Source organism: Sulfitobacter sp., assembly GCF_036960155.1.
GTDB lineage: Bacteria > Pseudomonadota > Alphaproteobacteria > Rhodobacterales > Rhodobacteraceae > Sulfitobacter.
Map to the genome: position 1 here is coordinate 780320 of NZ_JBALWB010000001.1, position 24336 is coordinate 804655.

General features: G+C 54.0%; 24 protein-coding genes. 14 read left to right on the forward strand and 10 right to left on the reverse strand.

Going from position 1 to position 24336, the window contains the following annotated elements; all coding sequences use genetic code 11:
• Positions 1-39 precede the first annotated feature (39 nt).
• Positions 40-1422, reverse strand: a complete 1383-nt coding sequence (gabT, locus tag V7775_RS03955) for a 4-aminobutyrate--2-oxoglutarate transaminase (protein ID WP_335750553.1) — start codon at positions 1420-1422, stop codon at positions 40-42.
• A 184-nt stretch (positions 1423-1606) separates the two neighbouring features.
• Between gabT and V7775_RS03960 the strand changes: the two genes are divergently transcribed.
• Positions 1607-2158, forward strand: a complete 552-nt coding sequence (locus tag V7775_RS03960) for a cupin domain-containing protein (RefSeq protein ID WP_335750554.1) — start codon at positions 1607-1609, stop codon at positions 2156-2158.
• A 17-nt stretch (positions 2159-2175) separates the two neighbouring features.
• On the opposite strand, the gene V7775_RS03965 is transcribed toward V7775_RS03960, so the two are convergent.
• On the reverse strand, positions 2176-3126 hold the full coding sequence (locus V7775_RS03965; protein WP_335750555.1) for a YihY/virulence factor BrkB family protein: 951 nt from the start codon (positions 3124-3126) through the stop codon (positions 2176-2178).
• Between the two features lie 140 nt (positions 3127-3266).
• Between V7775_RS03965 and V7775_RS03970 the strand changes: the two genes are divergently transcribed.
• Complete coding sequence (locus V7775_RS03970; protein WP_335750556.1) at positions 3267-4547, forward strand: acetylornithine deacetylase/succinyl-diaminopimelate desuccinylase family protein; 1281 nt, start codon at positions 3267-3269, stop codon at positions 4545-4547.
• Here V7775_RS03970 and V7775_RS03975 read toward each other — a convergent pair.
• A complete protein-coding gene (locus tag V7775_RS03975) occupies positions 4544-5782 on the reverse strand; it encodes an Hsp70 family protein (RefSeq protein ID WP_335750557.1) in 1239 nt (412 codons plus the stop codon). The two genes, V7775_RS03970 and V7775_RS03975, sit on opposite strands and share 4 nt — an antisense overlap.
• Before the next feature lie 128 nt (positions 5783-5910).
• On the opposite strand from V7775_RS03975, the gene V7775_RS03980 reads away from it, so the two are divergent.
• The 10 genes from V7775_RS03980 to V7775_RS04025 all read left to right on the forward strand — a co-directional run bounded on the left by V7775_RS03980 (position 5911) and on the right by V7775_RS04025 (position 15556).
• Positions 5911-7389, forward strand: coding sequence for an ABC transporter substrate-binding protein (locus tag V7775_RS03980; RefSeq protein WP_335750558.1), 1479 nt, complete (start codon positions 5911-5913; stop codon positions 7387-7389).
• A gap of 94 nt (positions 7390-7483) precedes the next feature.
• Complete coding sequence (locus V7775_RS03985; protein ID WP_335750559.1) at positions 7484-7909, forward strand: DUF1294 domain-containing protein; 426 nt, start codon at positions 7484-7486, stop codon at positions 7907-7909.
• Positions 7910-8037: 128 nt separating this feature from the next.
• The gene (locus V7775_RS03990; protein WP_335750560.1) at positions 8038-8985 is read left to right on the forward strand and encodes an ABC transporter permease; all 948 of its coding nucleotides are present in this window, start codon (positions 8038-8040) and stop codon (positions 8983-8985) included.
• The gene (locus V7775_RS03995; RefSeq protein WP_335750561.1) at positions 8982-9797 is read left to right on the forward strand and encodes an ABC transporter permease; all 816 of its coding nucleotides are present in this window, start codon (positions 8982-8984) and stop codon (positions 9795-9797) included. Before V7775_RS03990 ends, V7775_RS03995 begins: the two co-directional genes overlap by 4 nt.
• Positions 9794-11392 (forward strand): ABC transporter ATP-binding protein, encoded by a 1599-nt coding sequence (locus tag V7775_RS04000; protein ID WP_335750562.1) that lies wholly within the window; start codon positions 9794-9796, stop codon positions 11390-11392. The genes V7775_RS03995 and V7775_RS04000 overlap by 4 nt, the downstream gene beginning before the upstream one ends.
• The gene (locus tag V7775_RS04005; protein WP_335750563.1) at positions 11389-11739 is read left to right on the forward strand and encodes a cupin domain-containing protein; all 351 of its coding nucleotides are present in this window, start codon (positions 11389-11391) and stop codon (positions 11737-11739) included. The genes V7775_RS04000 and V7775_RS04005 overlap by 4 nt, the downstream gene beginning before the upstream one ends.
• 4 nt (positions 11740-11743) lie before the next feature.
• Entirely contained in the window at positions 11744-12739 is a 996-nt protein-coding gene (locus tag V7775_RS04010; protein WP_335750564.1) for a P1 family peptidase, read from the forward strand.
• Positions 12726-13526, forward strand: a complete 801-nt coding sequence (locus V7775_RS04015) for an alpha/beta fold hydrolase (protein WP_335750565.1) — start codon at positions 12726-12728, stop codon at positions 13524-13526. Before V7775_RS04010 ends, V7775_RS04015 begins: the two co-directional genes overlap by 14 nt.
• Positions 13523-14899: a tetratricopeptide repeat protein gene (locus V7775_RS04020; RefSeq protein WP_335750566.1), complete on the forward strand. Its 1377-nt coding sequence runs from the start codon at positions 13523-13525 to the stop codon at positions 14897-14899. The genes V7775_RS04015 and V7775_RS04020 overlap by 4 nt, the downstream gene beginning before the upstream one ends.
• 66 nt (positions 14900-14965) lie before the next feature.
• Positions 14966-15556: a DUF805 domain-containing protein gene (locus V7775_RS04025; protein ID WP_335750567.1), complete on the forward strand. Its 591-nt coding sequence runs from the start codon at positions 14966-14968 to the stop codon at positions 15554-15556.
• A gap of 50 nt (positions 15557-15606) precedes the next feature.
• Here the strand turns inward: V7775_RS04025 and V7775_RS04030 are convergent, their stop codons facing one another.
• Together V7775_RS04030 and V7775_RS04035 are read right to left on the reverse strand one after the other, a co-directional pair.
• A complete protein-coding gene (locus V7775_RS04030; RefSeq protein WP_335750568.1) occupies positions 15607-16302 on the reverse strand; it encodes a fumarylacetoacetate hydrolase family protein in 696 nt (231 codons plus the stop codon).
• A gap of 145 nt (positions 16303-16447) precedes the next feature.
• A complete protein-coding gene (locus V7775_RS04035; RefSeq protein WP_335750569.1) occupies positions 16448-17266 on the reverse strand; it encodes a sulfotransferase family protein in 819 nt (272 codons plus the stop codon).
• Positions 17267-17410: 144 nt separating this feature from the next.
• On the opposite strand from V7775_RS04035, the gene V7775_RS04040 reads away from it, so the two are divergent.
• Both V7775_RS04040 and V7775_RS04045 read left to right on the forward strand, forming a co-directional pair.
• Positions 17411-18988, forward strand: a complete 1578-nt coding sequence (locus V7775_RS04040; protein WP_335750570.1) for a DUF5928 domain-containing protein — start codon at positions 17411-17413, stop codon at positions 18986-18988.
• Between the two features lie 11 nt (positions 18989-18999).
• The gene (locus V7775_RS04045; protein WP_335750571.1) at positions 19000-19380 is read left to right on the forward strand and encodes an HIT domain-containing protein; all 381 of its coding nucleotides are present in this window, start codon (positions 19000-19002) and stop codon (positions 19378-19380) included.
• 38 nt (positions 19381-19418) lie between these two features.
• On the opposite strand, the gene V7775_RS04050 is transcribed toward V7775_RS04045, so the two are convergent.
• Genes V7775_RS04050 through V7775_RS04070 form a run of 5 tightly spaced genes read right to left on the reverse strand, consistent with a single transcriptional unit; the run spans position 19419 to position 24323 of the window.
• Positions 19419-20051 carry a DUF1523 family protein gene (locus V7775_RS04050; protein WP_335750572.1) on the reverse strand — a complete coding sequence of 211 codons (633 nt, stop codon included), beginning with the start codon at positions 20049-20051 and terminating at the stop codon, positions 19419-19421.
• Positions 20052-20062: 11 nt separating this feature from the next.
• On the reverse strand, positions 20063-20329 hold the full coding sequence (locus V7775_RS04055; RefSeq protein ID WP_335750573.1) for a hypothetical protein: 267 nt from the start codon (positions 20327-20329) through the stop codon (positions 20063-20065).
• 4 nt (positions 20330-20333) lie between these two features.
• Positions 20334-21695, reverse strand: coding sequence for a DUF6638 family protein (locus V7775_RS04060; RefSeq protein WP_335750574.1), 1362 nt, complete (start codon positions 21693-21695; stop codon positions 20334-20336).
• Positions 21696-21714: 19 nt separating this feature from the next.
• Positions 21715-22389: a toll/interleukin-1 receptor domain-containing protein gene (locus V7775_RS04065; RefSeq protein WP_335750575.1), complete on the reverse strand. Its 675-nt coding sequence runs from the start codon at positions 22387-22389 to the stop codon at positions 21715-21717.
• Positions 22389-24323, reverse strand: a complete 1935-nt coding sequence (locus V7775_RS04070; protein WP_335750576.1) for an AAA family ATPase — start codon at positions 24321-24323, stop codon at positions 22389-22391. Before V7775_RS04070 ends, V7775_RS04065 begins: the two co-directional genes overlap by 1 nt.
• Positions 24324-24336 lie beyond the last annotated feature (13 nt).

Below are 24336 nucleotides of genomic sequence, written 5' to 3' on the forward strand. Positions count from 1 at the left end.
TTCCCTCCGCGCGCTCAAAATTCGCCGCTATAAGTCAGCTTAGATCGTGCCCTCAGCGATGGCCGCTGCAAGGGATTCTTCAAAGATAGCGAGGCCCTCGTCAACGATTTCTTCTGAAGCAGTCAACGGAACCATCACGCGGATTGCGTTTCCGTGCATACCACAGCTCAGCAGCAAAAGACCGCGTTCCAGAGCATGCGCGATGACACGTTTGGTCAAGGCACCGTCCGGTGCCGCACTGTCAAAATCAGTGACAAATTCAACAGCAACCATCGCGCCAAGGCCGCGAATATCCCACATACGATAGGGGGCTGCACGCGCACCGATCTCGGCAAAACGCGCTTTGAGCTTGTCACCCATCGCAATGGATTTCGCGAGCAGGTCTTCGTCCTCAATCGCTGTGATCGCAGCCAAGGCCGCGGCACATGCGACAGGGTTACCGCCATAAGTGCCACCCAAACCGCCAGGGTCCATCGCATCCATAACATCAGCGCGGCCAATAACACCCGCCAGCGGATAGCCACCCGCCATGGATTTTGCCACTGTGATCATATCTGGAACAACACCTGAGTGTTCAATTGCAAACCATTTGCCAGTTCGGCCAAAGCCTGCCTGAACTTCGTCAGCAATCAGCAAGATGCCATGTTCATCGCAAATGTCGCGCAGTGCGGTCATCATCTCAAATGGAACTGGCGTATAGCCACCCTCGCCCAAGACGGGTTCAATGATCATACAGGCAATACGGTCAGGCTGCGCATCGGTGAGGAACATGTTGCGCAGGCCAATAAGGGCGTCCTCAACCGTGATACCGTCACGCACATTCGGGAACGGCGCGCGGAACACATCGGCAGGAAACGGGCCTACGTCTTTTTTGTAAGGTGACACTTTGCCAGTCATGCCAAGCGTCAACAACGTGCGTCCATGGTAGGCACCCGTGAAGGCGATAACACCTGATCGGCCAGTTGCAGCACGCGCGATTTTCACTGCGTTTTCAACCGCTTCAGCACCCGTTGTCACCAGCAGAGTTTTCTTGGGTGCATCACCGGGGGCAATTGCATTTAGTTTTTCGGCCAACTCAATGTAGGGCGCGTAGGGCACAACCTGAAATGAGGTGTGCGTATACAAATCCTCTTGCGCTTTGGCCGCCGCAATCACACCGGGGTGACGATGACCTGTGTTCAAAACACCAATGCCGCCTACAAAATCAATGAAGCGTTTGCCATCAACATCCCATAATTCGGAATTCTCGGCGTAAGACGCATAGACAGACGCAGCAGACGCCACACCGCGGGGCACCGCAGCTTCGCGACGCGCAACCAAATCCGCATTTGTATACGTGATTGGTGCTGTGGGTTCTACGATAGCAATCTGGGCTTTTTTCTTAGTGCTCTTCCGAGGTGTACGTTTTGCAGGGCTGGCCATGGTGCGCTCCTAAATTTAATGAAAACCAGACGCGGCAAACCCGCGTTTAAAAAACCTTTCCTTCTGTTTAATATAATTGTCAATCATGATAATCCTACCACTTGTATTTTCCCTTGCGGGGTGGTCAATTTCGGCAAACCCACCGTGCTACAACACCGCGCGCATCAACAGCAGGAAGCCTTTTGTGGACATCGGAAAACGCCTCAAACAAATCCGCATGGAGCGCGGGTTATCCCAGCGCGAACTCGCCGCGCGCGCAGGGTTAACCAACGGTACGATCTCATTGATCGAAACCGATAAAACCTCCCCTTCTGTCGCCTCCCTCAAAAGCTTACTAGACGCCATTCCCATCTCGATGGCGGAGTTCTTTGGATCACTCGAAGACAGCAACACACCCAAGGTGTTCTACCGTGCAGATGAGTTCACCCATGTTGCCCCCGAAGGTCCGGGCCAAGTGTCGTTGAGGCAATTGGGCAACGCGCGCGAACACACGCTTCAGGTCCTGCACGAAACGTACCCGCCTGGCGCAGACACAGGACCCGAATTTTTGGCCCATGAAGGTGAAGAAGCGGGAATCATCACCCGTGGTCAGATCGAGGTGACAGTGGGGGATGCTATCGCAGTACTTGGTGTCGGAGAGGGCTATCTTTTTGACAGCAACCAGCCACACCGTTTTCGCAACATTGATACAGAACCTTGTGAGATCGTCAGCGCGCTGACCCCGCCAGTATTTTAGGCCCGTATTTAGGAAACCTACTGCTCCTCAGCGGGCGCTTCGTCTTTGGATTGATCATTTGACATGTGGGGCGATCCACCCCCCAAAGGGATACCCGTAGGAACAATCACGCCGTAAAAATGTCTTTCAACCTGCGCGTTCACAACTGCACCAAGCAAAATCAAGAAACTGCTGAGCCACAACCACAGCAGCATCGCAATTACAGCCCCGATTGACCCGTATACTTGATTATAGTTTCCAAAATTCGCGACATAATTCGAGAACAATACGGATAGCCCCGCCCAACTCACCACAGCAAAAATTGCGCCTGCCCTAATAGAACGTCGGCGCGTTTCGTCGCGGTTGGGGCCATAGCGGTACAGCACACTGAGACCCGATAAAAGAACACACACAGCAGTGGCCCAGCGCACTGCCTCAGCGATTACACCCGCAACGCCGCCCAATGGAAAAAACGCCAAGGCAACGGGTGCAATGACCAACGTGATCAGCGAAACGATCCCAACACCGATCAACGCCAATGTCAGCAGCAGCGCACGAAGGTAATGCGACGCAGCTGTCCGGTTTTGTTCACCGTGCACAGCGTTCAACCCCAACATCATCGCTGCGACACCTGCCCGTGCAGACCACAACGCGGCCGCGATAGAAATCGCACTCGCCCAGCCCAAAGTATCCGAACTGGTCGTCACAAGGCTCACGATCTGGGTGTTAAATATTTCATAAACGTCATCAGGCAACAGCCCGCGCATTTCCGACAATTGCGCCACAACAACCGATGGATTTGAAACCAAACTCATCACTGCGATCAGCGCAGCAATTGCGGGAAACAGCGACAGCATCCCATAGAACCCGACACCTGCGGATATTAACGTTAAGTTGGTTTCACTAATTTGCCGCAGACCACCGCGCAGTGCAGCCCATGTTTTACCAATCGGCCCTTTAGATACGGGTGTGATTTCGGTTTCATTCATTGCTGTTCACTCAAAGCTTATAGATCAAATATAGATCATCGTGCCAAACATCAAATTCAGGACTTGCACAACTCCGACGATCGGTAATGATGCGTCAAAACGTATAAGCCTGCATTTTTGCTCAAGAAAAGGATAACCGGATGAATACGCCCTTATCAGAGGCCATAACGGCCAAGCGTGACGATCTGATCGCCCTGACACAGGACCTGATCCGTATCCCCACGCTTAACCCACCCGGTCAGGACTATCTGGCGATCTGCGAGTATCTTGACCGCCGCCTAAAAGCGCATGGTTTTGAAACGCAACTCATCCGCGCTCATGGCACCCCCGGTGACAGCACCAAATACCCACGCTGGAACATCATTGCACGTCGAACAGGCACTCATCCAGGGGAATGCGTGCATTTCAATAGCCACACAGATGTTGTCGAAGAAGGCAGAGGCTGGACCACTGATCCATTCGGCGGTGAACTGAAGGACGGCAAAATCTACGGACGCGGTGCATGTGACATGAAGGGCGGGCTTGCTACGTCTATCATTGCTGCGGAAACCTTTATCGAGATCTACAAAGACTTCGCTGGCTCCATCGAAATTTCCGGCACTGCAGATGAAGAATCCGGTGGCTACGGCGGTGTCGCCTATTTGGCCGAGCAGGGCTATTTTAACCCTGAGCGCGTGCAACACGTGATTATTCCTGAACCCCTAAACAAAGACCGCATTTGCCTTGGGCACCGTGGTGGATGGTGGGCCGAAATTGAGACCAAAGGCGAAATCGCCCACGGCTCAATGCCCTTTCTGGGCGATTGCGCCGTGCGCCACATGGGCGCTGTCCTGAACGAATTCGAAGAGAAACTATTCCCTGCAATGGCCGCCCGTATTACCGACATGCCTGTTGTGCCCGAAGGCGCGCGCAGCTCGACCATGAACATCAACTCCATCCATGGCGGACAAAAGGAACAAGACGAAGATTTTGACGGGCTGCCATCGCATTGCGTTCCTGACAGTTGCCGCATCACAATCGACCGCCGCTTTCTTGTCGAAGAACCCCTTGATCAGGTGCGTGACGAAGTCACTGGCCTTTTGGAGGGGCTACGTGCAACCCGACCAGATTTTGAATATGAACTGACCGAGCTTAACTCGGTTTTACCCTCCATGACAGACCGAGACGCGCCAGTGGTGCAAACCGTTGCGCGCGCCATTGAGGATGTCATGGGCAAGGCCCCTCAATACGTCGCCTCGCCCGGAACCTATGATCAAAAGCACATCGACCGCATCGGCAAGCTGAAAAACTGTATCGCCTACGGCCCCGGCATTTTAGAGCTGGCGCATAAACCGGATGAATGGATCGGCGTTGATGATATGATCGACAGCGCCTGCGTTATGGGAGCTGCACTAGAGACGCTTTTGCTGCCCCGCGACTAATCGAACGCCGATTCAGCAGCAAGGCTAAGCCCGTCCACAATCGCGGTCAGTGCTGATCCGTGATGCACAGCAGCTTGAGGGAATACCTCACTCAGGCTGTTGCGTGTCACCTGCATCAGGCTCGACCCGCCAACAAAAACCAGATGCGTCACATCAGCAGGCGCAACACCTGCTTGCGCAACAGTTGTAAGTGCGGCCGATGCCATTTCTTGTGCCATTGGCGACAGTAATTTTTCAACCATATCGCCTTCCAGAGGAACACCAAGCCCGCGCTCAACAACACCAAGCTCCACCTTACCTGTTCCATTGTTATTCGCAGCGATTTTCCCTGCCTCAACGGCAAAGGCAATGTCATGGCCCAGCTCATCCCCCAGAACAGACACAAGGCGCGCAAACTTTTCCGGCTCTACCGCGTATTGTGCGAGGTCTTTAGCCAACCGTCTGCTTTCAGGCGCATACAGAAACGGAATCTTCTGCCACGTCGCCAAATCGTTAAAAATAGTTGTCGGAGCGACATGCGTTTCATTACCAAACGCATGTCGAATGGCACTTCCTCGACCAAGCAACGGCATCACATTTTCCAAGCTTAGCATGCGGTCGAAATCTGTCCCGCCCAACCGAACGCCGTGACTTGCCGAGATGTCTATCGACTCGGCCAAATTACGAAACAGAGTGAAATCCGATGTACCACCGCCAATATCAACAATAAGCCCCAGATCGCCCTCAGCCAACAACGCGCGGTTCGCAAGCGCGGCGGCTTCGGGCTCAAACATGAACGCAACATCGTCAAAGCCTGCACGCAGATAGGCTTCGCGCAGATCGACCTCGGCCTGCGCATTACGGGCATCATCCGCATGAAACCGAACAGGGCGCCCCGACAATGCGCGGTCATACCGCTCACCTGTGTCGCGTTCTGCCTGCTGTTTCACCTGCATCAGAAACCGCGCAACGATATCGATAAAGTCTAGCTTTTCACCCAATAGGTTGCGCTTCTCGCGCATCAAGGGGGCGCCCAGAAGGCTCTTGAGGGCGCGCATGTATCGCCCTTCTTCTCCAGCCAGAAGTGCTTTTCCAGCGGCCCCGCCGATCAGCATTCGCTTGGCTTCAAAATCAAAGAACACAGCCGTCGGGAGCGTCATCTCGCTGCCTTCAAGCGGGATCAAATAGGGCGCACCATCACGGGTCACACCCGCAGCCGAATTCGACGTTCCAAAATCCACACCCAAGACTGCCATAACCCACTCCTTCGCATATCAAAGGAGGACGCCCTACCCCAGCGATCCGTGTGCCGCAAGGTTTCTCCTAGCCTTCCCAAAGTTCGTCGCCTAACATTCCTGCATATCAATTCCCATGGGAGTCCATAATGTTCAATTTTCGTACCCTTTTGCTAAGCGTAAGCGCCGCTGCTCTGCTCGCTGGCGCCGCCAGTGCAAAAGACGATATCACCATCGCAATCCAGCTAGAGCCGCCGCATTTGGATCCAACCAGCGCTGCCGCTGGCGCTATTGATTCCGTGCTGTACTCCAACGTCTTCGAGGGGCTTACCCGTTTCAACAGTGATGGCGGTGTCATTCCTGGCCTCGCAAAAAGCTGGGAAATCTCCGAAGATGGCCTGACGTATACTTTCATGTTGCACGACGGTGTTAAGTTCCACGATGGTACCACCATGGACGCCGAAGACGTGAAATTCTCACTAGACCGGATTGGTGCTGAAGACAGCGCGAACGCACAAAAAGCACTGTACGCTGCAATCAGCGAAGTGAACGTGATCGACCCGACCACCGTCGAGGTCAAGCTGTCTGAGGCCAACGGCAACATGCTGTTCAACCTGGCATGGGGGGACGCCGTGATCGTCGCACCCGAAAGCATTGAAGGCATCAAACAGACACCCATCGGGACCGGCGCATTCAAGTTTGACAGCTGGACACAAGGCGACAAAGTCGAGCTGAGCCGCAATGAAGATTATTGGGGCACCCCTGCCACGCTCACTAGCGCGACGTTCAAATTTATCTCCGACCCCACTGCAGCCTTCTCTGCGATGATGGCGGAAGACGTCGATGTGTTCTCCGGCTTTCCTGCACCTGAAAATCTTCCCCAGTTTGAAGCAGATCCGCGTTTCCAAGTCCTTGTTGGGTCAACTGAGGGTGAAACGATCCTTTCCACCAACAACAAGATGCCGCCATTTGACAACGTGAAGGTACGCGAAGCACTGGCCCACGCAATTGATCGCCAGTCCATCATTGATGGTGCAATGTTCGGCTACGGCACCCCTATCGGGACGCATTTTGCACCTCACAACCCCGCCTATGTCGATTTCACCGGAATGAGCAATTACGACCCTGAAAAAGCCAAGGCGCTGCTCGCAGAAGCCGGCTATCCGGATGGGTTTGAGACAACCCTCTTCTTGCCTCCCCCCTCATATGCGCGTCGCGGCGGCGAAATCATCGCCTCACAACTGGCGCAGGTCGGCATCAAGGCAGAGATCACAAACGTCGAATGGGCGCAGTGGCTGGAATCAGTATTCAAAGGCAAGAACTTTGGCCTCACAATCGTGAGCCACACCGAGCCAATGGACATCGGCATCTACGCCAATCCTGACTATTACTTCCAATACGATAACCCTGCGTTCCAAGAGTTGATGACCAAACTCAATGCAACAACAGACCCCGACATGCGCATGAGCATGCTGGGCGACGCCCAAAAAATGATCTCTACTGATTATGTAAACGGCTATTTGTTCCAACTTGCTGCATTGTCTGTCGCAAAGGCTGGGCTGAATGGCCTTTGGTCAAATGCCCCGACCCAAGCAAATGATCTAACCGCAGTAAGCTGGTCGGAATAATTCCGCCATTGCCACAATAAAACCAAACAAAGGCCCCACATCGTGGGGCCTTTTTACGTAGTATCCTCAAACAATTCCTAGAACGAGATTTACCTTGTTGATACTAATCATCCCGCTCATCTTGTATTTGGTAGTCACCAATCTGATCACCTATCGGGCCTTCGCCAATGACAAACGCTATGCGATCGAGAAGCAACAGCGCACGCCAGAAGCAACGCTATTATTTTGGGCTGCAATAGGCGGCTGGTTCGGCGCAAAAATCGCGCAAAAACGCTTGCGACATAAATCATCCAAACAACCTTTCGGTTCCCGACTCAACGACATTGGTCTCCTATACACCCTGAGTTTTGGCACGTTTATGGTGATCACCACAGCACTTTTTTTCTTGCGCCGCCTGACCAGATCAACAAGCCACCAATTCAGGCGAGCAAGCTACAAGCCGCTTCAAACGATAGCGCTTCGCTCAAAACGTCGCTTCGCCCACCAGCAACACGCCCTGCATCGCGCTAAACACCTATGACACGCGTCATCCAGTCAACAAATTGAACAATTACCTTTAGAACCAAACTACTATCCGTGAAAAAGATAATTACCACCCAGCGCAAAACCCGCTGGACCATCCAGAAATGAGCGCCTACGCTCTGCAGAATGTTACGCTATACCCTCAAACGGTTACTCTCCCTCTTTATCAGCTTAGCCATTGCATCCTTTGTGATTTTTGCAGTGATCGAGATCGCGCCCGGTGATCCCGCATCCTTTATGCTGGGCATCAACGCGCAACCTGAAACGCTGGCTGCGCTGCGTAGCGAGCTGGGTCTCGATCTGTCTAAAACCCAGCGTTACATCGACTGGATCACAGGTATGCTGCGCGGTGATTTCGGGACATCCTATACCTACCGAACCCCTGTAGCGGATATGGTGGGCCAGCGCCTTTGGGTCTCACTTCCTCTAGCGCTATATGCGCTGACGCTTTCTACTTTGATCGCATTTCCAGCGGGTATCTATGCTGCTGCACGGCGCGGTAAGGCTGGCGATATCGGGGTGATGGGCGCGACGCAGCTTGGCGTGGCTATCCCCAATTTCTGGTTTGCCATGATGTTGGTCCTTTTGTTTGCGATCAAATTGCGCTGGTTCTCTGCGGGGGGATTTGTCGGCTGGGAAAAAGGTCTGCTCGCCGGATTGCATTCCCTGACACTACCCGCAATCGCACTTGCCCTACCGCAGGCTGCGATCCTTGCCCGCGTTATGCGATCGTCCTTGCTTGATGTACTTGGAGAGGACTTTATGAGGACCGCCCGCGCCAAAGGCCTAACCGCGCGACAAGCTTTATGGCGCCACGGTTTACGCAATGCGATGATCCCGGTGCTGACGATCATCGGTCTTCAATTCTCATTCTTGCTAGCGGGGGCCATCATCATTGAACAGGTGTTCTACCTTCCCGGCCTCGGTCGCCTTATCTTTCAGTCAATCTCGGCGCGGGATCTGATCGTGGTGGAAAGCGTGACCATGTTGCTCGTCTTTGCGGTGATCTTTGTGAACTTCACCGTTGATCTGGCCTACGCTGTTGTTGATCCCAGACTGAGGGCGCGCACATGAACCGGAACCTGATCTTGGGCGGTGTTCTCACTTCCATATTTGTGATTGCGGCATTTTTGTCTTTTGTCTGGACCCCGTTTGATCACATACTCCTAGACATCCCCTCACGCCTGCAATCTCCAAACATGACCCATCTTCTGGGAACCGATCACTTTGGTCGCGATATTTTGAGCCTCATTATGGTGGGCGCGCGCACCTCCATTGCTGTGGCTCTGGTTGCGGTCGGCATCGGTGTTTGCCTTGGTATTCCGCTAGGCCTTTGGGCGGCTGCACGGCGTGGCAGTTTGGTTGATGAAATCATCATGCGTGGCAATGATCTGGTGTTTGCCTTCCCCAGCCTTGTCATCGCGATCCTGATCACTGCTGTTTTCGGCGCGGGTGCAATCAATGCCATCATCGCCATCGGTATCTTCAACATCCCCGTCTTTGCCCGCATCACACGTGGTGCTGCCCTATCCCTGTGGGAGCGCGAATTTATCCTTGCCGCACGTGTTGCTGGTAAATCCGCCGCGCGTATTTCGCTTGAGCATATTCTGCCAAACGTGACCAATCTGCTGATCGTTCAAGGCACCATCCAGTTTAGCTTGGGCATCTTGGCTGAGGCCGGCCTCAGCTATGTTGGCCTTGGGGCGCAACCGCCCACACCGTCATGGGGCCGAATGCTGGCCGATGCGCAAACCATGGTAAGCATCGCACCTCACATGGCATTGATGCCCGGCTTTGCGATTATTCTCACGGTCCTTGGGCTTAATCTGATGGGGGATGGATTGCGCGATCATCTGGACCCACGTCTTCGGGTGAAACGGGTATGAGCCTCCTTTCTGTTCAAAACCTCAGCCTATCGATCCATGACTTTGACATCCTGCACGATGTTACCTTTGAAGTCGGTGAAGGTGAGATCGTCGCGATTACAGGCGAAAGCGGATCAGGCAAATCCATGACCGCATTGGCCGCGATGCAGTTGCTCCCCCAAGGGGCAACCACCAGCGGACGCATTATGCTGGGTGACGATGACATCACCACGTTAACAGAACAACGATTGTGCAGCATCCGCGGCAATGACATCGGTATGGTGTTCCAAGAACCAATGACCGCGCTGAACCCCGTCAAAACCATCGGCGATCAAGTCGCAGAGACCATCCAAATACATGAACGCACATCCAAAGCAGACGCCTTAAACCGCGCCGCACAAACACTAGAGCGTGTCGGACTGCCCCAATCAAAGTTCCCGCTTTCGCGTTTCCCGCATGAGCTATCGGGTGGTCAGCGTCAACGTGTTGTCATCGCCATGGCAATCGCACTGCGCCCTCGCCTACTCATCGCGGATGAGCCGACAACAGCGCTGGACGTCACCACGCAGGCACAAATCCTAACGCTACTGACCAAGCTAGCGCGCGAAGATGGCATGGGCCTGATGATGATCACTCATGATTTGGCCGTCGTAGCGCAAATGGCGGATCGCATCATTGTCATGCGCAACGGAGACATTGTTGAACAAGGCAACACACTCGAACTGCTCCAAAACATGCAGCATCCCTATACGCGTATGCTGTTCGCCGCATCCTCTCATACCGTTAACCTTCCCGACAACGGCGCCTCATCCGCCTTGTTGGAGGTGAAGGGCGTCAGCCGTGACTATCAAACGCCGCGCAAAACGCTGTTTGGCAAACCGGGCAAATTTCGCGCTGTAAACAACGTCAATTTTACGCTCAAACATGGTGAGCGTCTGGGCCTTGTTGGTGAAAGCGGGTGCGGAAAATCTACCCTAACCCGCGCGCTGTTGGGCCTTGAGCCTGTTCAAGAAGGCACCATCACCCTTGGCGGCGACCCAGTGTTCACTGGCGCAAAACCAAACCTCGCTGTGCGCCGTCGCATCCAAGTTGTGTTCCAAGACCCCTTTGGCAGCTTCAATCCACGTCACCGCGTCGCGCGTCAAATCACTGAACCATTCCACCTGTTAGATACTCCACCCACAGGTGCGGAGCGTCAAAAAGCAATCGACAAAGCATTGATCGCGGTGGGGCTCACCCCTGCTGATGCGCAAAAATACATCCACGAATTTTCCGGAGGGCAACGTCAACGTATCGCAATTGCACGCGCCCTCATCATCCGGCCTGACCTGATTGTATTTGACGAAGCCGTCAGTGCACTGGACGTTTCAGTGCGAGCACAAATTCTTGATCTGCTGGTGGAGCTATGCGCGGCGTATTCCCTTAGCTATCTGTTTATCTCTCACGATCTTAGCGTGGTCCGCACCATCACGGATCGCGTTCTAGTGATGAAATCCGGCGAAATCGTCGAACAGGGCCAAACCGAGAACGTGTTCACCAATCCCCAGCACGAATACACTAAAACCCTAATCGAAGCCGCACCAGTGTTGCCCGAAATTAAAGGCCAGACCGCATGAAACCTGTAAACCTCACAGATAAGCTCTCAAAAATCAGCACCCATTGGGACCCGCATGTCATTGCCGATTACAATGACAACGACGTTATGGTCGTCAAATTTATTGGTGAGTTTCCCTTCCATTTGCACGAAGATACCGATGATTTCTTTCTCGTCCTAAAAGGCGAAATGACCATGGATGTCGAAGACACCAGCCATATTGTAAAAGAGGGTGAACTGTTCATCGTTCCGCGTGGCGTCACACACCGTCCACGTGCATCTGAGGAATGTCATGTCCTGTTGATCGAACCAAAAGGCACACCAAACTCAGGCGACCCTGCAACCGCCAGCAGCAAACCAAGGCTTTAGTCATATGCAATCGGGTCCAACAAACAGCTTAAGTGACATTGCAGGCTTACGCATAGGCAATGCGCAGGACGATGCCTTAAAATCTGGTACAACCGTTGTTGTCGGTGATGCGCCTTTCATTGCCTCGGTTGCAGTCATGGGCGGCGCGCCCGGAACACGCGAAACAGATTTGTTAGCCCCTGATAAATCTGTGGCGGCGGTCGATGCGCTTGTTCTGTCTGGAGGTTCCGCTTTTGGGCTTGATGCATGTTCAGGTGTCGTTGACGGGCTGCGCGCAGACGGGCGCGGGTTTGTCATTGGGTCCGCTCAAATCCCGCTTGTCCCCGGTGCCATTCTGTTTGACCTGCTGAACGGTGGCGACAAAGGCTGGGCCGAAAATCCGTACCGTGCGCTGGGGCTTGCCGCCTACCACTCTGCCACCTCCGAATTCGACATCGGGACCGTTGGCGCAGGAACTGGCGCGCTGACGGCGATGCTAAAAGGTGGTTTAGGGACTGCATCCTTGCAATTGCCTGACGGCAGCACGGTTGCAGCATTGGTTGCCGCAAACCCTGTTGGCGCGGTCACCACGCCGGGGGATCGCCATTTTTATGCAGCCCCCTTCGAGATGGACGATGAATTTGGCGGCGCCGGCCCTGATCACCGCAGCGGTTTGGGCCTAAGCCGTGAGAGCAGGAAGATGAATGCGCTCTCTTCACGGGCCAATACGACGATTGCGATTGTGGCAACAGATGCGACCCTCACAAAGGCCGAGTGCCACCGCGTGGCAACAGCCGCGCATGACGGAATTGCGCGCGCATGTGTGCCAGCGCATACGCCCAACGACGGTGATCTGGTTTTTGCTTTGACAACGGGCGCAAAACCCGCAGCCGATGTTTTGCTAACTGGTCACGCCGCAGCTCTTTGCCTTAGCCGTGCAATTGCGCGCGCTGTCTACGCCGCCACCCCATCCGAGGGGGACATTATGCCTTGCTGGAAAACTGCCAATGCCGATCTTTGAACACGACGCGATCTCGCTCCATTATGAAGTTTCTGGTGAAGGGATGTCGCTTCTTTTGATTGCGGGCATGATGAGTGACAGTGCAAGTTGGGCGCCCCTTCTTCCATTGTTAGAGCCGCATTTTACGGTCATTCGCCCCGACAACCGCACCACCGGGCGTACAACGCCGTGGGATGCCCCCGGCTCCGTAGATATCTTTGCCTCCGATTGTGCGGCTTTGTTAGACCACCTAAACGTCGGCCCTGCGCATGTAATGGGCCATTCCTTAGGCGGGATGATCGCCACAAGATTGGCCAGTGCGCACCCACACGCCGTCAAAACACTCACCCTTGCCGCGTCTGCCCCGCTACGGCTTGAGCGGAACGTAGCTCTGTTCAAATCACTGCTGGCGATTCGTCAAAGCAATGCAGCCCCAGACGCGTGGCTAAACGCATTATTCCCGTGGCTGTTCGCACCCGCGCTTTACGATATTCCCGGCGCAGTGGCGCAGGCTGCAACAGCGTCCCTTGCCTACCCTTTTGCCCAAAGCTGTGACGCCATGGCTCATCAGATTGCCGCCCTTGATGGATATGTTCCCGAAGACATTACTGAGCTGACTTGCCCCGCGCAGGCTCTACTTGCTGAGGGGGATTTGATCCTGCCTGCAGACCTCGCAATGCCAACTTTTGCGGACATCCCAACACATCTGATTAATGGTGCAGGCCATTCCATCCATTGGGACGCACCCGATGCAGTTGCCGATCACTTACGCCGTTTCATCACCTTGCACGGGGAAACCACAGCATGACCCAAGACCTTTATGGCCTGCCCGTCACTGTTGAGAACCCCGACACCCTGCAAGGCATCAATGACTTCATACACGGGTTTCTCAGCTACCAAACCAAAGCAACCCACATCATCGCCGCAGCAGACGCAGACCCCGATTGCGCGTTGGCCAATGCATATGCGGCCCTGTTGTGGATGTTTCTTGAGGCACCCGTAGCACCCCAAAAGGCCGCCCCGTATCTGGCCCGTGCGCAGGCTGCACGCGATGGTGTTGTTCCACGTGAAGCACTAGTGATTGATGCCGCCGCCGCATGGACGCGCGGCGAAGTACCCAAGCTGTTGGAAATCTGCGACCAGATCATCGCCGACTACCCCCGCGACATGGCAATTCTAAAACTAGCGCAATACCACCTGTTCAACCTTGGGGATGCCACAGGCATGTTGCGCACTGCGCTGGCTGTGCTGCCAGAGGCCGATGACATTGCTTATGCCCATGGCATGATCGCCTTCGGGTATGAACAATGCCACCTGCTGGAGCGCGCAGAAGCAGCCGCGCGCCACGCGATGACGCTACAACACGACGATGCGTGGTCTCATCACGCCATCGCCCATGTCATGCTCACCCAAGGTCGCGTGTCTGAAGGTGCGGCGTTTTTGGAAAGCGTTGCGGATTCGTGGGGTGAATTGAACAGCTTTATGCGCAGTCACAACTGGTGGCATCTTGCGCTATTTTATCTGAGCCTTGGGCGCCATGACGACGTGCGCCGCGCCTATGATACCCATGTATGGGGGCTGGCAAAGGAATATTCCCAAGATCAAGTTGGCGCGACGTCCTTACTGGCACGCATGGAATTTGCAGGCGTGGATGTTGGCGAACGGTGGGGCGATGTTGCCGATCACATCGCCGCCCGCGGAGCCGATACAGTGAACCCATTTCTAACGTTGCAATATTTATACGCTTTAGCCCGCACCGCACGGCCAGAGGCAGCTACAATGATGGTCGCTATCTTTGAGCGTGCAAATGACAGCACAAAACACGATCATATCCCTTGGCGTGATGTGGCCCTGCCTGCTGCCGAGGGCATCATGGCACACGCAAAAGGTGACTGGGGCACAGCCATCTCTCTGATGTCACGCGCACTGCCGCGTATGTCGGAATGCGGTGGCAGCCACGCACAGCGCGATCTGTTCGAACAAATACACCTAGATGCACTGATACAAGACGGACAGGCATCATCCGCACAACAAGTTCTGGAAATGCGCCGCACCTATGACCCTGACGGAGTGCCGCTGAACCTGATGTTGGGGGATGTTTATGACAAATCCGGCTTGCCCTCTCTCGCACAAGAAGCCCGCACGCGTGCTGCCCATACCCTTGCGAACCAAAACGACTGACACCGTTGCCGCATGGCGCAAGCGCCGCTAGGCTGGCGTAATTAAACAAATGGGAGTGCACAGATCATGAGCACAGAATGGTATTACGCGATCGAAGGCACATCTCATGGCCCCGTGAGCCAAGCCGAATTTGAAAATCTGGTGAGTGTCGGCACCATTCGCAGCGATACGCTGGTCTGGCAGGAGGGTATGGAAGACTGGCTGCCCTATCGCCGTGCAGGCGGCTTAGACAGCGCCGAGCCGATACAACCGCACGCCCCCATCAGCAACTCCCAAGACCCTGCCAGAAACGATGCCAATACGTTCTTGGGCGCGCTCAAAGACGGTTTTGCCCGCTACGTGGATTTTAAGTCCCGTTCGACTCGCCCTCAATTCTGGTGGTGGACACTGTGGTCTATCATCATCAGCATTGGCGCCAGGTTTGTTGATGGTGTTCTTGGAGCGGGAGACTCAGGACCAGTTGGCCTTTTGGTGTCATTGGCGATTTTCCTGCCGTCAATTGCAGTAGCAATCCGTCGGCTGCACGATACTGGGCGAGCAGGTTGGTGGTATTTGCTGATCTTCCTTCCAATCATCGGCTGGATCATTTTGATCGTATTCTACTGCACTAAGACCCATGAGGCCGCAAACCAGTGGGGTTTGCCACCGAACCGTTGAGTTCACCCACCTATTAGCATCCTTCAGCCTGCTGGCTGAAGGAATAGACCTTAAGCGCGCGGCCCGATGGTGACCTCAAGCTCAGCGATGCCGTCAACTCCGCCAGTTATCACATCACCGGAAACAACAGCGCCCACGCCAGCAGGCGTGCCTGTCATCACCAAATCGCCGGGTGCAAGTGTGACCCCCTCACTTAGGGTCGCGATGTGTTCGGACACGGACCAGATCAAATCAGCAATGTCGGCATCCTGACGGATCTCTCCATTCACCGCGAGCCAGATGCGTGCATTCGTCAGACTAGGCACATCAGCAATCTGTTTTATGGGTGCAATCGGGGCAGATAGATCAAAGGCTTTGGACCAGTCCCACGGGCGGCGGGTCTTCTTGGCATCGGCCTGCAAATCACGGCGGGTCAGGTCAATCCCGACAGAAGCGCCCCAGATGTGATTTGCCACGTCCTTGGGGGCGATATTTGCGCCACCTTTCCCAATCGCGACGACCAGCTCAATCTCATAGTGTAGATCGTTGGTGAGGGACGGATAAGGAATCGTGCAGGGCGTGTCACAGGCTGCATCAGCCGGTTTAGTAAAGAAGAACGGCGGCTCGCGATCTGGGTCATTGCCCATTTCACGTGCATGCGCCTCATAGTTGCGCCCAACGCAAAAAATCCGTCGCACAGGAAAACGCATATCATTATCTTGAACAGCGAGACTTGCCTGTGGTGGAGCGTCAAAAACATAAGCCATGAGGAGTGCCTTTTCTGGGTGTGACCTGAGACAATCAAGACTAAACCGAAGACCGCGATGATTGTCCAGACAGACAACAAAGGCCGTTTCGCATGCGAAACAACCAATTGTATTTTAATTAAAATATTAAGGAACGAATAAGAAGTTAGTCGCCTAGTTTGGCGTGGACCTCATCCAGATCGATCTCACCGATTGGCATCTTGTTTCCTGGGTTCTCAAAATCATATTTGAACAGGTTAAAGTCCCGTTTGTAGATTTCATAAACCAGATGCATCGACAAATCGTCAAAGTAATCCTCAACAGGGTGCGCCCGTTTTGGCCCGTGTCCTTCGCTTTCATTAAAACGAGGGATTCCTGCCAGATCAACCGCGTGCGGAGTCTCAATCGCGTCCAACACATCCCGCATGCCGTCATTAAAGCTCTCGGTCCAGACGATTTTGTCGTATTTGCCACCGTTGACGATGAAGGTGCTCACGTGGCCGGACATGCCCGACCAATGGATGTCGGGGTCCATCGGGCGGCGCCAGCGAATGGTGTCACGCGCAAACAATAAGAAGCGGCGGAAGCTTGCGATCTGGTCGAATTCTTCTTTTCCATCGTCACCACCTACTTCGATCCCGTATTTCTGAACCAAAAGTGGGACCAAATTGCCACGGTAGCGTCGTCCGTTACGTTGGATTCCGCAGATCTTATCAAAGAAAGAACTTAAAATTCGCGTGTACGGGTTTCGTACGCAAGTGAAGGCGTAGGAGCTATGGTTTTGCACATTCTGCGCGATGGCCTCTTGGCTGCCATCCAACGCCCATTTGTGCATACCGCCCTTAGCATCATGGATATCACCGTCGAAAAACGTACCGTGATCAGAGTAATACATGATTTGGCCAATGGTCGAACACGCGCATTTAGGCACCACGCGGTACACAACACTTTCACTTTCGGTCATCCAAGTTCCGGGAAAACCCATGACACGATACTCCTGCTCATACTAACTGCGCCGCCTCTTGGGACAGCTTTTCGCTTACAAAAGCAAATATTTGCTGTTTATTCAATGAGTGTTCATCATTATCTAGGTAAACAATCGAGCAAATCTAGGGTGAATAGTTCCTGAATGGCAAAAATCGCCTACATCCTCCTGTGTCACAAAGACCCAGACGCCATTATCAAGCAGGCAGAGCGGCTAACGGCCGTCGGCGACTACATGTCTATTCATTTTGACGCCAGCGCGGACCCAGAGCAATATAAGGCCATTCGCACGGCGCTAGCTGACAACCCGAACGTCACCTTTGCCGCCAAACGCATTCGCTGTGGCTGGGGTGAATGGTCACTGGTTCAGGCAACATTATACGCAGTCGAATCCGCTGTGGAATCCTTTCCACGCGCAACTCATTTCTACATGCTGTCCGGTGATTGCATGGCAATCAAATCCGCCGAATACACGCACCGTTTTCTAGACAATAACGACGCTGATTTCATCGAGAGCTTTGACTATTTTGAAAGTGACTGGATCAAAACGGGTTGGACAGAAGAGCGACTAATTTACCGCCATTGGTTCAACGAGCGGACGCAGAAGAAATTATTTTATGGGATGTTCAAGTTCCAGAAACGTTTTGGACTGACCCGCGAGATACCAGCAGATCTTCAGGTCCAAATTGGCAGCCAGTGGTGGTGTCTGCGTCGCCGGACCATCGAATGGATTTTGGATTTCTCCAAAAAGCGCCGCGACGTGATCCGGTTTTTCAAGACCACTTGGATTCCGGATGAAACGTTTTTCCAGACATTGGTCCGACACCTTGTTCCTGAAGGCGAAATTCGCGGGCGAACACTAACCTTCCTGATGTTCACCGACTACGGGATGCCGGTGACATTCTATAATGATCACTACGATTTACTGCTTAGTCAGGATTATCTGTTTGCCCGCAAGATCAGCGCGGATGCATCCGATCTCAAGCGCCGTTTGGGCCTGCTTTACGCTGCGCAAGGGGTGCATTTTCAGATCAGCAACGAAGGGCGTAGCCTGTTCAAGTTCCTCACGGGCCGTGGACGTATCGGGCGTCGCTTTTCCATGCGGTTCTGGGAGACAGAAAGCACATTGGGCCGCGAGCGCGAGCTGCTCATTGTGGTGTGCAAAAAATGGCATGTGGCCAAACGTGTTCTAGAACGGATTCGGCAGAATACAAACGTGCCAGCCATCGAATATGTCTTCAACGAAGAAGACACACCCCTGCCCGCCCTAGGTGGCATTGAAAAGACATTGGGCAAACGCACCCGCCACCGCCGTGCCCTGATGCGTATGCTGTTCGATTATTTTGAAACCGACCGCCTGATCGTTTGCATGGACCCCAGCAACCTCGACCTTCTGGAAGATTTTGCCGCTGACCGCTCGGTTACCCGAATTCTCGAAATCGATTGTAATTTCACAGATGATTACCTGATCGGGCACGCGATGCGCGTGGGGCTTGCGGGTGAACAGACCTCACAGGAAACGCTGGACCGTCTGCTGCCAACCATCCGCAATGACATGGTGTTTGAAAGTGACGCAATCCGTGACGCTCAATTCGAGAACCATTGCCGCATCCGCGAGACCGCCTCCACGGACGAAAACGCCCATGAACTGGCCAAGTTTTTGGGTATTGGCGGCGACAAGGCGCATGAAATTACCAGCTCCGATTATCTCTTTTCCGACTAAGGAACCTGCTTGTGGCCTACCCCTATGACGACCAAAATATCTTTGCCAAAATCTTGCGCGGGGAAATTCCAAATACAACCGTGTTGGAAACCGAACACGCGCTCGCGTTTCGCGATCTATACCCGCAAGCGCCCGTGCATGTGCTGGTGATCCCCAAGGGGCCATACATCAGCTACGACCACTTTGCGGCCGAAGCATCGGATGCTGAAATCGTTGACTACACGCGCGCCATAGGCGAAGTCTGCCGGATGGAAGGTGTGTCGCTGGACGCTGGTGACGGTTTTCGCATGATCAGCAACGCAGGGGAACACGGCGTACAGGAAGTGCCCCATTTGCACGTGCACGTTCTAGGTGGCGAACACATGCGCCGGATGGTTCAACCAAAAGGCTAACCATCCGACGCTTTATCAAAAATCAAATTTCGTGGCGCTTAGCTTTTCTTGCGCCACGTTCCTAGCCAGCCTGTCACGGCACCCGATGCCTCGGCCAGATCATCCTCGATGGCTTCCATGGTTGGATCAATCCGCGCAATGCGGAAACGCCGCCACCGCACCCAGATGCCATACACAACCGTCAGGAAGATGGTGATGATAAAGATGTTCACCCATGGAATACCCTTGGACGCATCTGGGCCATCCACCGCACGCACCGAAATCGCATTGGGAAAGATCGTCAGGAATTCATTGCGCCAGCCGTAATGTTTGATCGCAACATAACGTGCGGCATCCTCTGAGGATTTCAAATCACCTGCCTCGGCCTGTAGGTTCGATGTGTCGAACTTGAAATATGGCGGCCATCCCCAGCCCGTATCCTCGTTGCGGTACACCATCACATCACCTTTGGCGCGGCGCGTCTGGATAAAGAACACATCGCGGTTTGTCAGCGTTCCGTCAGTGCCGGTATCGGCCTGCGCCCAAAACAATGAGTTCTCCCCAAAATCCTGTCGCTTTTCGTAGGTGTCCGTGATGCGCACAATGTCGATTTGCGGCAGCGTGTAATGAAACACTCCAGCGATAAGGACCCAAACAGTGATCCAAAACGTCCAACGGATAAAACCAAACATACGGTACCCTTTTAACTAAAATTCGTAAGATAGATGACCACTGACACAAGGATCACCGGAATAACATAGACCGACAGGATCAATTTGCGCCGCAGGGATTTATCGTAATCCTCTAGCCCGTCGTCCAGAAACGCATCAAGCGTCTGGTCCTGTGGTCCTTCATGCCATTGCGCGCGTAGCTTACCCTTTCGCACAGCGCGCGAATACAGCGACAGACAAACATAGATCACGGACAAAACAACAAAGCCGACGACCATCAAACGTGCAAGTGCGAACATACGCCTATCTCCTCTTCACAGAACCCCAAGGTCCGACTGCCGCAATGCGGTCCGGAACGGGGGGTGGTTTTTTGCGGCTACGCGGTAGTTGTGGTATCTCTGGCGCGTGGCCAAATAGTGCGTCACGTACGCCCGCCTTGTCCACTTGATACTCACGCTCAAGGAATTCGGCAACATAGGTCTTTTTCGCATCTGGCCAGCCTGCGTATGTCTCATAAAACAGGTCTTTGTGGCAGATGAACAGCTGGCGGATGTCTTTGGGGGCCAGTTGCGCCAGTAGCATATTGACCATCTCAGCGTCCGGCGTATCCGCCGCGCGCAGGGTGTAGAAATAGACCGGATCATCACTATCGATTTTGGGGAAGGTCCCGCCATTTTCAGCCCAGTTGACCAGTTGCCCCAGCGTGTGGAATTCGCGCGGCAGCTTGTCCGCGTGCTGGCGCGCAAGCCGGCGCAGATCACCGCGGGTAAGGCTGCTGAGGTCGGCACCCTGCCCAGCCACGGCATCAATCAGAACAAAATCCATCTTTTGGCGCAGGATGGCAGCGGATTTGATCCCGCGTGCCTCTAGGATTGTCTCAGTTAGGCCGTTGAGGTGAAAGAACTGCGCGATGCGATTGCGTTGCTTGGCGTCGAACACATATTCCAGCGGAATGTTATCCAGCCCCGTTTTGCCCGCAGGGGCAATCACCGCCGGATGTTCAACATCTTGGAACACAAACAGCCCGCCAAAATGCGCGGTCCAGAAATTGCGTTGATCAAAGCTCATCGTTTTGAGCTTGACCGGATTACGCACCACATCACCTGTTTTGCCCGCCAGTTCGATCATTTGCGCGATCAGCACATCGTCATACCATCCCTCATCGGAATCGCGGAACTCATCCACCATCTCGGCCAGCTTGGCCGCGTCTTTGACGGTGCCGCCTGTGGTGTCGGCATCAATGGTGATGCGGCGAATATCAAACAAGCGCTTGGGGTCAGAGACATCATAAACCGAATTCACCAGCTCCCCCGCGACGGCATCCTTGGCCGTGAGGGCAAACAGCGGCGCCTCGTTTTCCTCGATAAACTCCTGCAAGATCGCCTTGGACGTCGAGAACTGCGTGTTGAGCAGGGGCGCGGTGCGCTGATCCACACTCAGCAAGATAAACTGCCGGTTCACGCCCTTATGGTTGAGGTACAGCGGATCACCCAACTCATCCCCGATCTCGGGGGAGTAGCCGGAAATGTCGATGTAGAAATCCATGAGCGCGGTCTGCTGCCCCGTAAGATGCTGCAGCGCGCGGTTATACCGTTCGACCAATGCGGGCGAGTGGACATGAAAGAGGTTGCCGAACATCAGGCCGGCGCGGATGAGGCGGTTCATTGTTTATACTTACAGATATTCATCTTAGTCTCAGGCCCTTTCGAGTCTTTGGATTTACTCTCGAGTGCAAGGTTTTATGTGTAAAAATTCTTTCCTTTTCGACCATCTCTGAAAATCTTGCGTCAGTAGTCTTGAGCCCCAGTTTCGCTCTCAACAGGTGGAAGCTAATCGACCTTCGGCCACGTGCGTTCATGTATTCTATAATTTGTTTTTTGATTTCCTCGAAGTCATGATCTTCCACTTCCGCATCGCTCGAATGTCGCTGCTCTATTACTTTATCCTGTGCTGTTTCCTCCGAGTTTTCCACACTATCCTTAACCCGTGCGACTAACTTCTCGTAGTCCGAATCACTCGGCGTTTGGAAATCAAAGTATTGGATAGGTTCAAGTTTTGGGTGCGCCTTACAAGCATCGATCCGAACAGGAATGACTGTCGTTCCTTGTGTTAAGGCACGCGCCCATTCGTAAGTCACATAGGCTGAAAGCATCGAAGCTTCCGACAAAATAAGTACGAATACGTCCGCAGTATCGATCCCATCATCAATCGATGAACGCCATTCATCCCCTGCCTTGAGTGAATTAGAATCATGCCAGGTTTCAATCTGCTCTTCCTCTAATATTTTTCGTACTAATGCGGCAGCATGAAAATTTAGGTGTGAATAGCTTAAGAATATTGATGTGGAAGGCTTTGCCATTAACTCTCCCCCCCCAAATACCGCTTCTTAGCCTCAACACTCCGCCCCATATCACGGACCATGCTCTCAATCGCCACCTCATCCGACTTATCGGCATAGCGGAACTCAGAATCCGCGTAGCGGTTGATCTCCTGCACCACCATGTCCACCGTGATGGGCTGGCGCATGTCTTCGATCATCGCTTTTTTGGTGTCGTAGTCTTTGAACAGGAACAGGTCGGGTTGCTCCATCCATTCATCGGGCAGTTCAAAATCCATCGCGCGGACTTTTACCGCGTCCGTGATGTTTTTGATCGCGCGTCCGGTAAAGCGCGGATCGGCCTCTTGAATGGCCTTTAGGTAGGTGCCCAACTTGTTGATTGTGTCCAGCTCTCCGATCTCATCGCGCACGGCTTCGTAGACTTTCAGCAGCCCAGCCTCATGCGGTTTTGAGTGGCCCTCGAACGACGCCGCAACTGCTTTTTTGATCATCTGAGCCTCGAACACTTCGTGATCGCCTAGCGGGATGTCGTGGTTTTTGCCCATCAGCAAATACAGGATATCAACGTAGTCGTCGCGCGTCTGCGGACCATCCACAAGGAAGCGCGCGCCAGCCCGTTGGCGCAGGGCATCGTCCACGTTTTCAGGATAATTTGAGAACATGCCAAAGGTGCAATTGCCGCGCACAACGGTGTTGGCGCCTGCAAAGCTCTCCATCAGGACAGCTGTGATTTCCAACTGACCAGCCGAAGACTGACGATCACCGCGTTTACCCGCAAGTTGGTCAATGTCGTCGATGGTGCCAAAGCCGATGACTGAGGGATCAAGCACGTTGTTGATGAACGCCTTGGCATTCTGGCCCGACTTACCCTGATAGCTGTCGATGTTATCGGTGCTGAGGTTTTGATAGCGAAACGGATAATCCGCATTGCCGCAATACTCCGACACCAGCCCCGCCATCATCTGGATCAAGGTTGTCTTACCCGTCCCCGGCGCGCCGTCGCCCATGAAGGTAAAGATGAACCCGCCCAATTCGGCAAACGGGTTTAGGCGGCGCTCAAAATCATAGGCCATCAGCATTTTGGCCAGTTTCATCGACTGGTATTTTGCGATGTGATTGCCGACAACCTCGTTTGGTTTCTTGAACGTCATGGTCAACTTGGATGATTTCGCCTTGGACGAAGGGCTAAAGCCGCGCACAGTGAAATCATCTGCCTCAACGTGCCACGCGGCGGCGGCAAATGCGTCTAAGCGCGGCGCCGTCGTGGCCCGCAGCGCGACCTTTTCCATCAGCATTTCAGCAAATGCACTGACTGTGGCAACCAGCCGCTGATCGTCTTGCGCATGGGCGGCGATATCTTGATCCAGCTCCCACAGCGCGCCGTGCAGCGCGGTCTGGCCGTTATCGGTCAACACTTCTTCGACCTCGCCAACTTCAACAGTTGCTTCGGTCAGGTGCGTGGACAAAAGGTAGGCGGTTGCGTTGCCAAAGACATAGAGCGTGACAAGCGCCTCGGCGGCCAGCAGCTCGGAAAACTCGGCCTTACGCGCAGCGGGAAGGGAGCCTTCCAGATTGGCGCGTTTTAGATCACCGAGGCTGGACTGCTCAGCGAAGTTTTCAGCCACAGCTAAAGCGATAGAAATCGCGCGGCGCAGGGCATGTAGCACAGTAGATTGCAGCGGCGACATCAACGCATCATCGTCGTCAGCCCCTTCAATCCGCGCGATCAGTTGAACAGCACCGGACGCCGTGCGCCGCTGTGTCACCAACCCCGGCGTGGTCGAGCGGAACCGCCGTCGTGTGCCAACGCCTGATGAGCGCTCGGTTGTGGGCGCATCAACGGATTTGCCAATCCGCGGCGCGTGGTCAAACCCTTCGATCAGCGACTGCGCCATCACGGTGTGTTTGACGATGTCTTCTTCGCGAAGCTCCATTTGATCTGATGTCTGGCTCATTGGAAACTTGTCC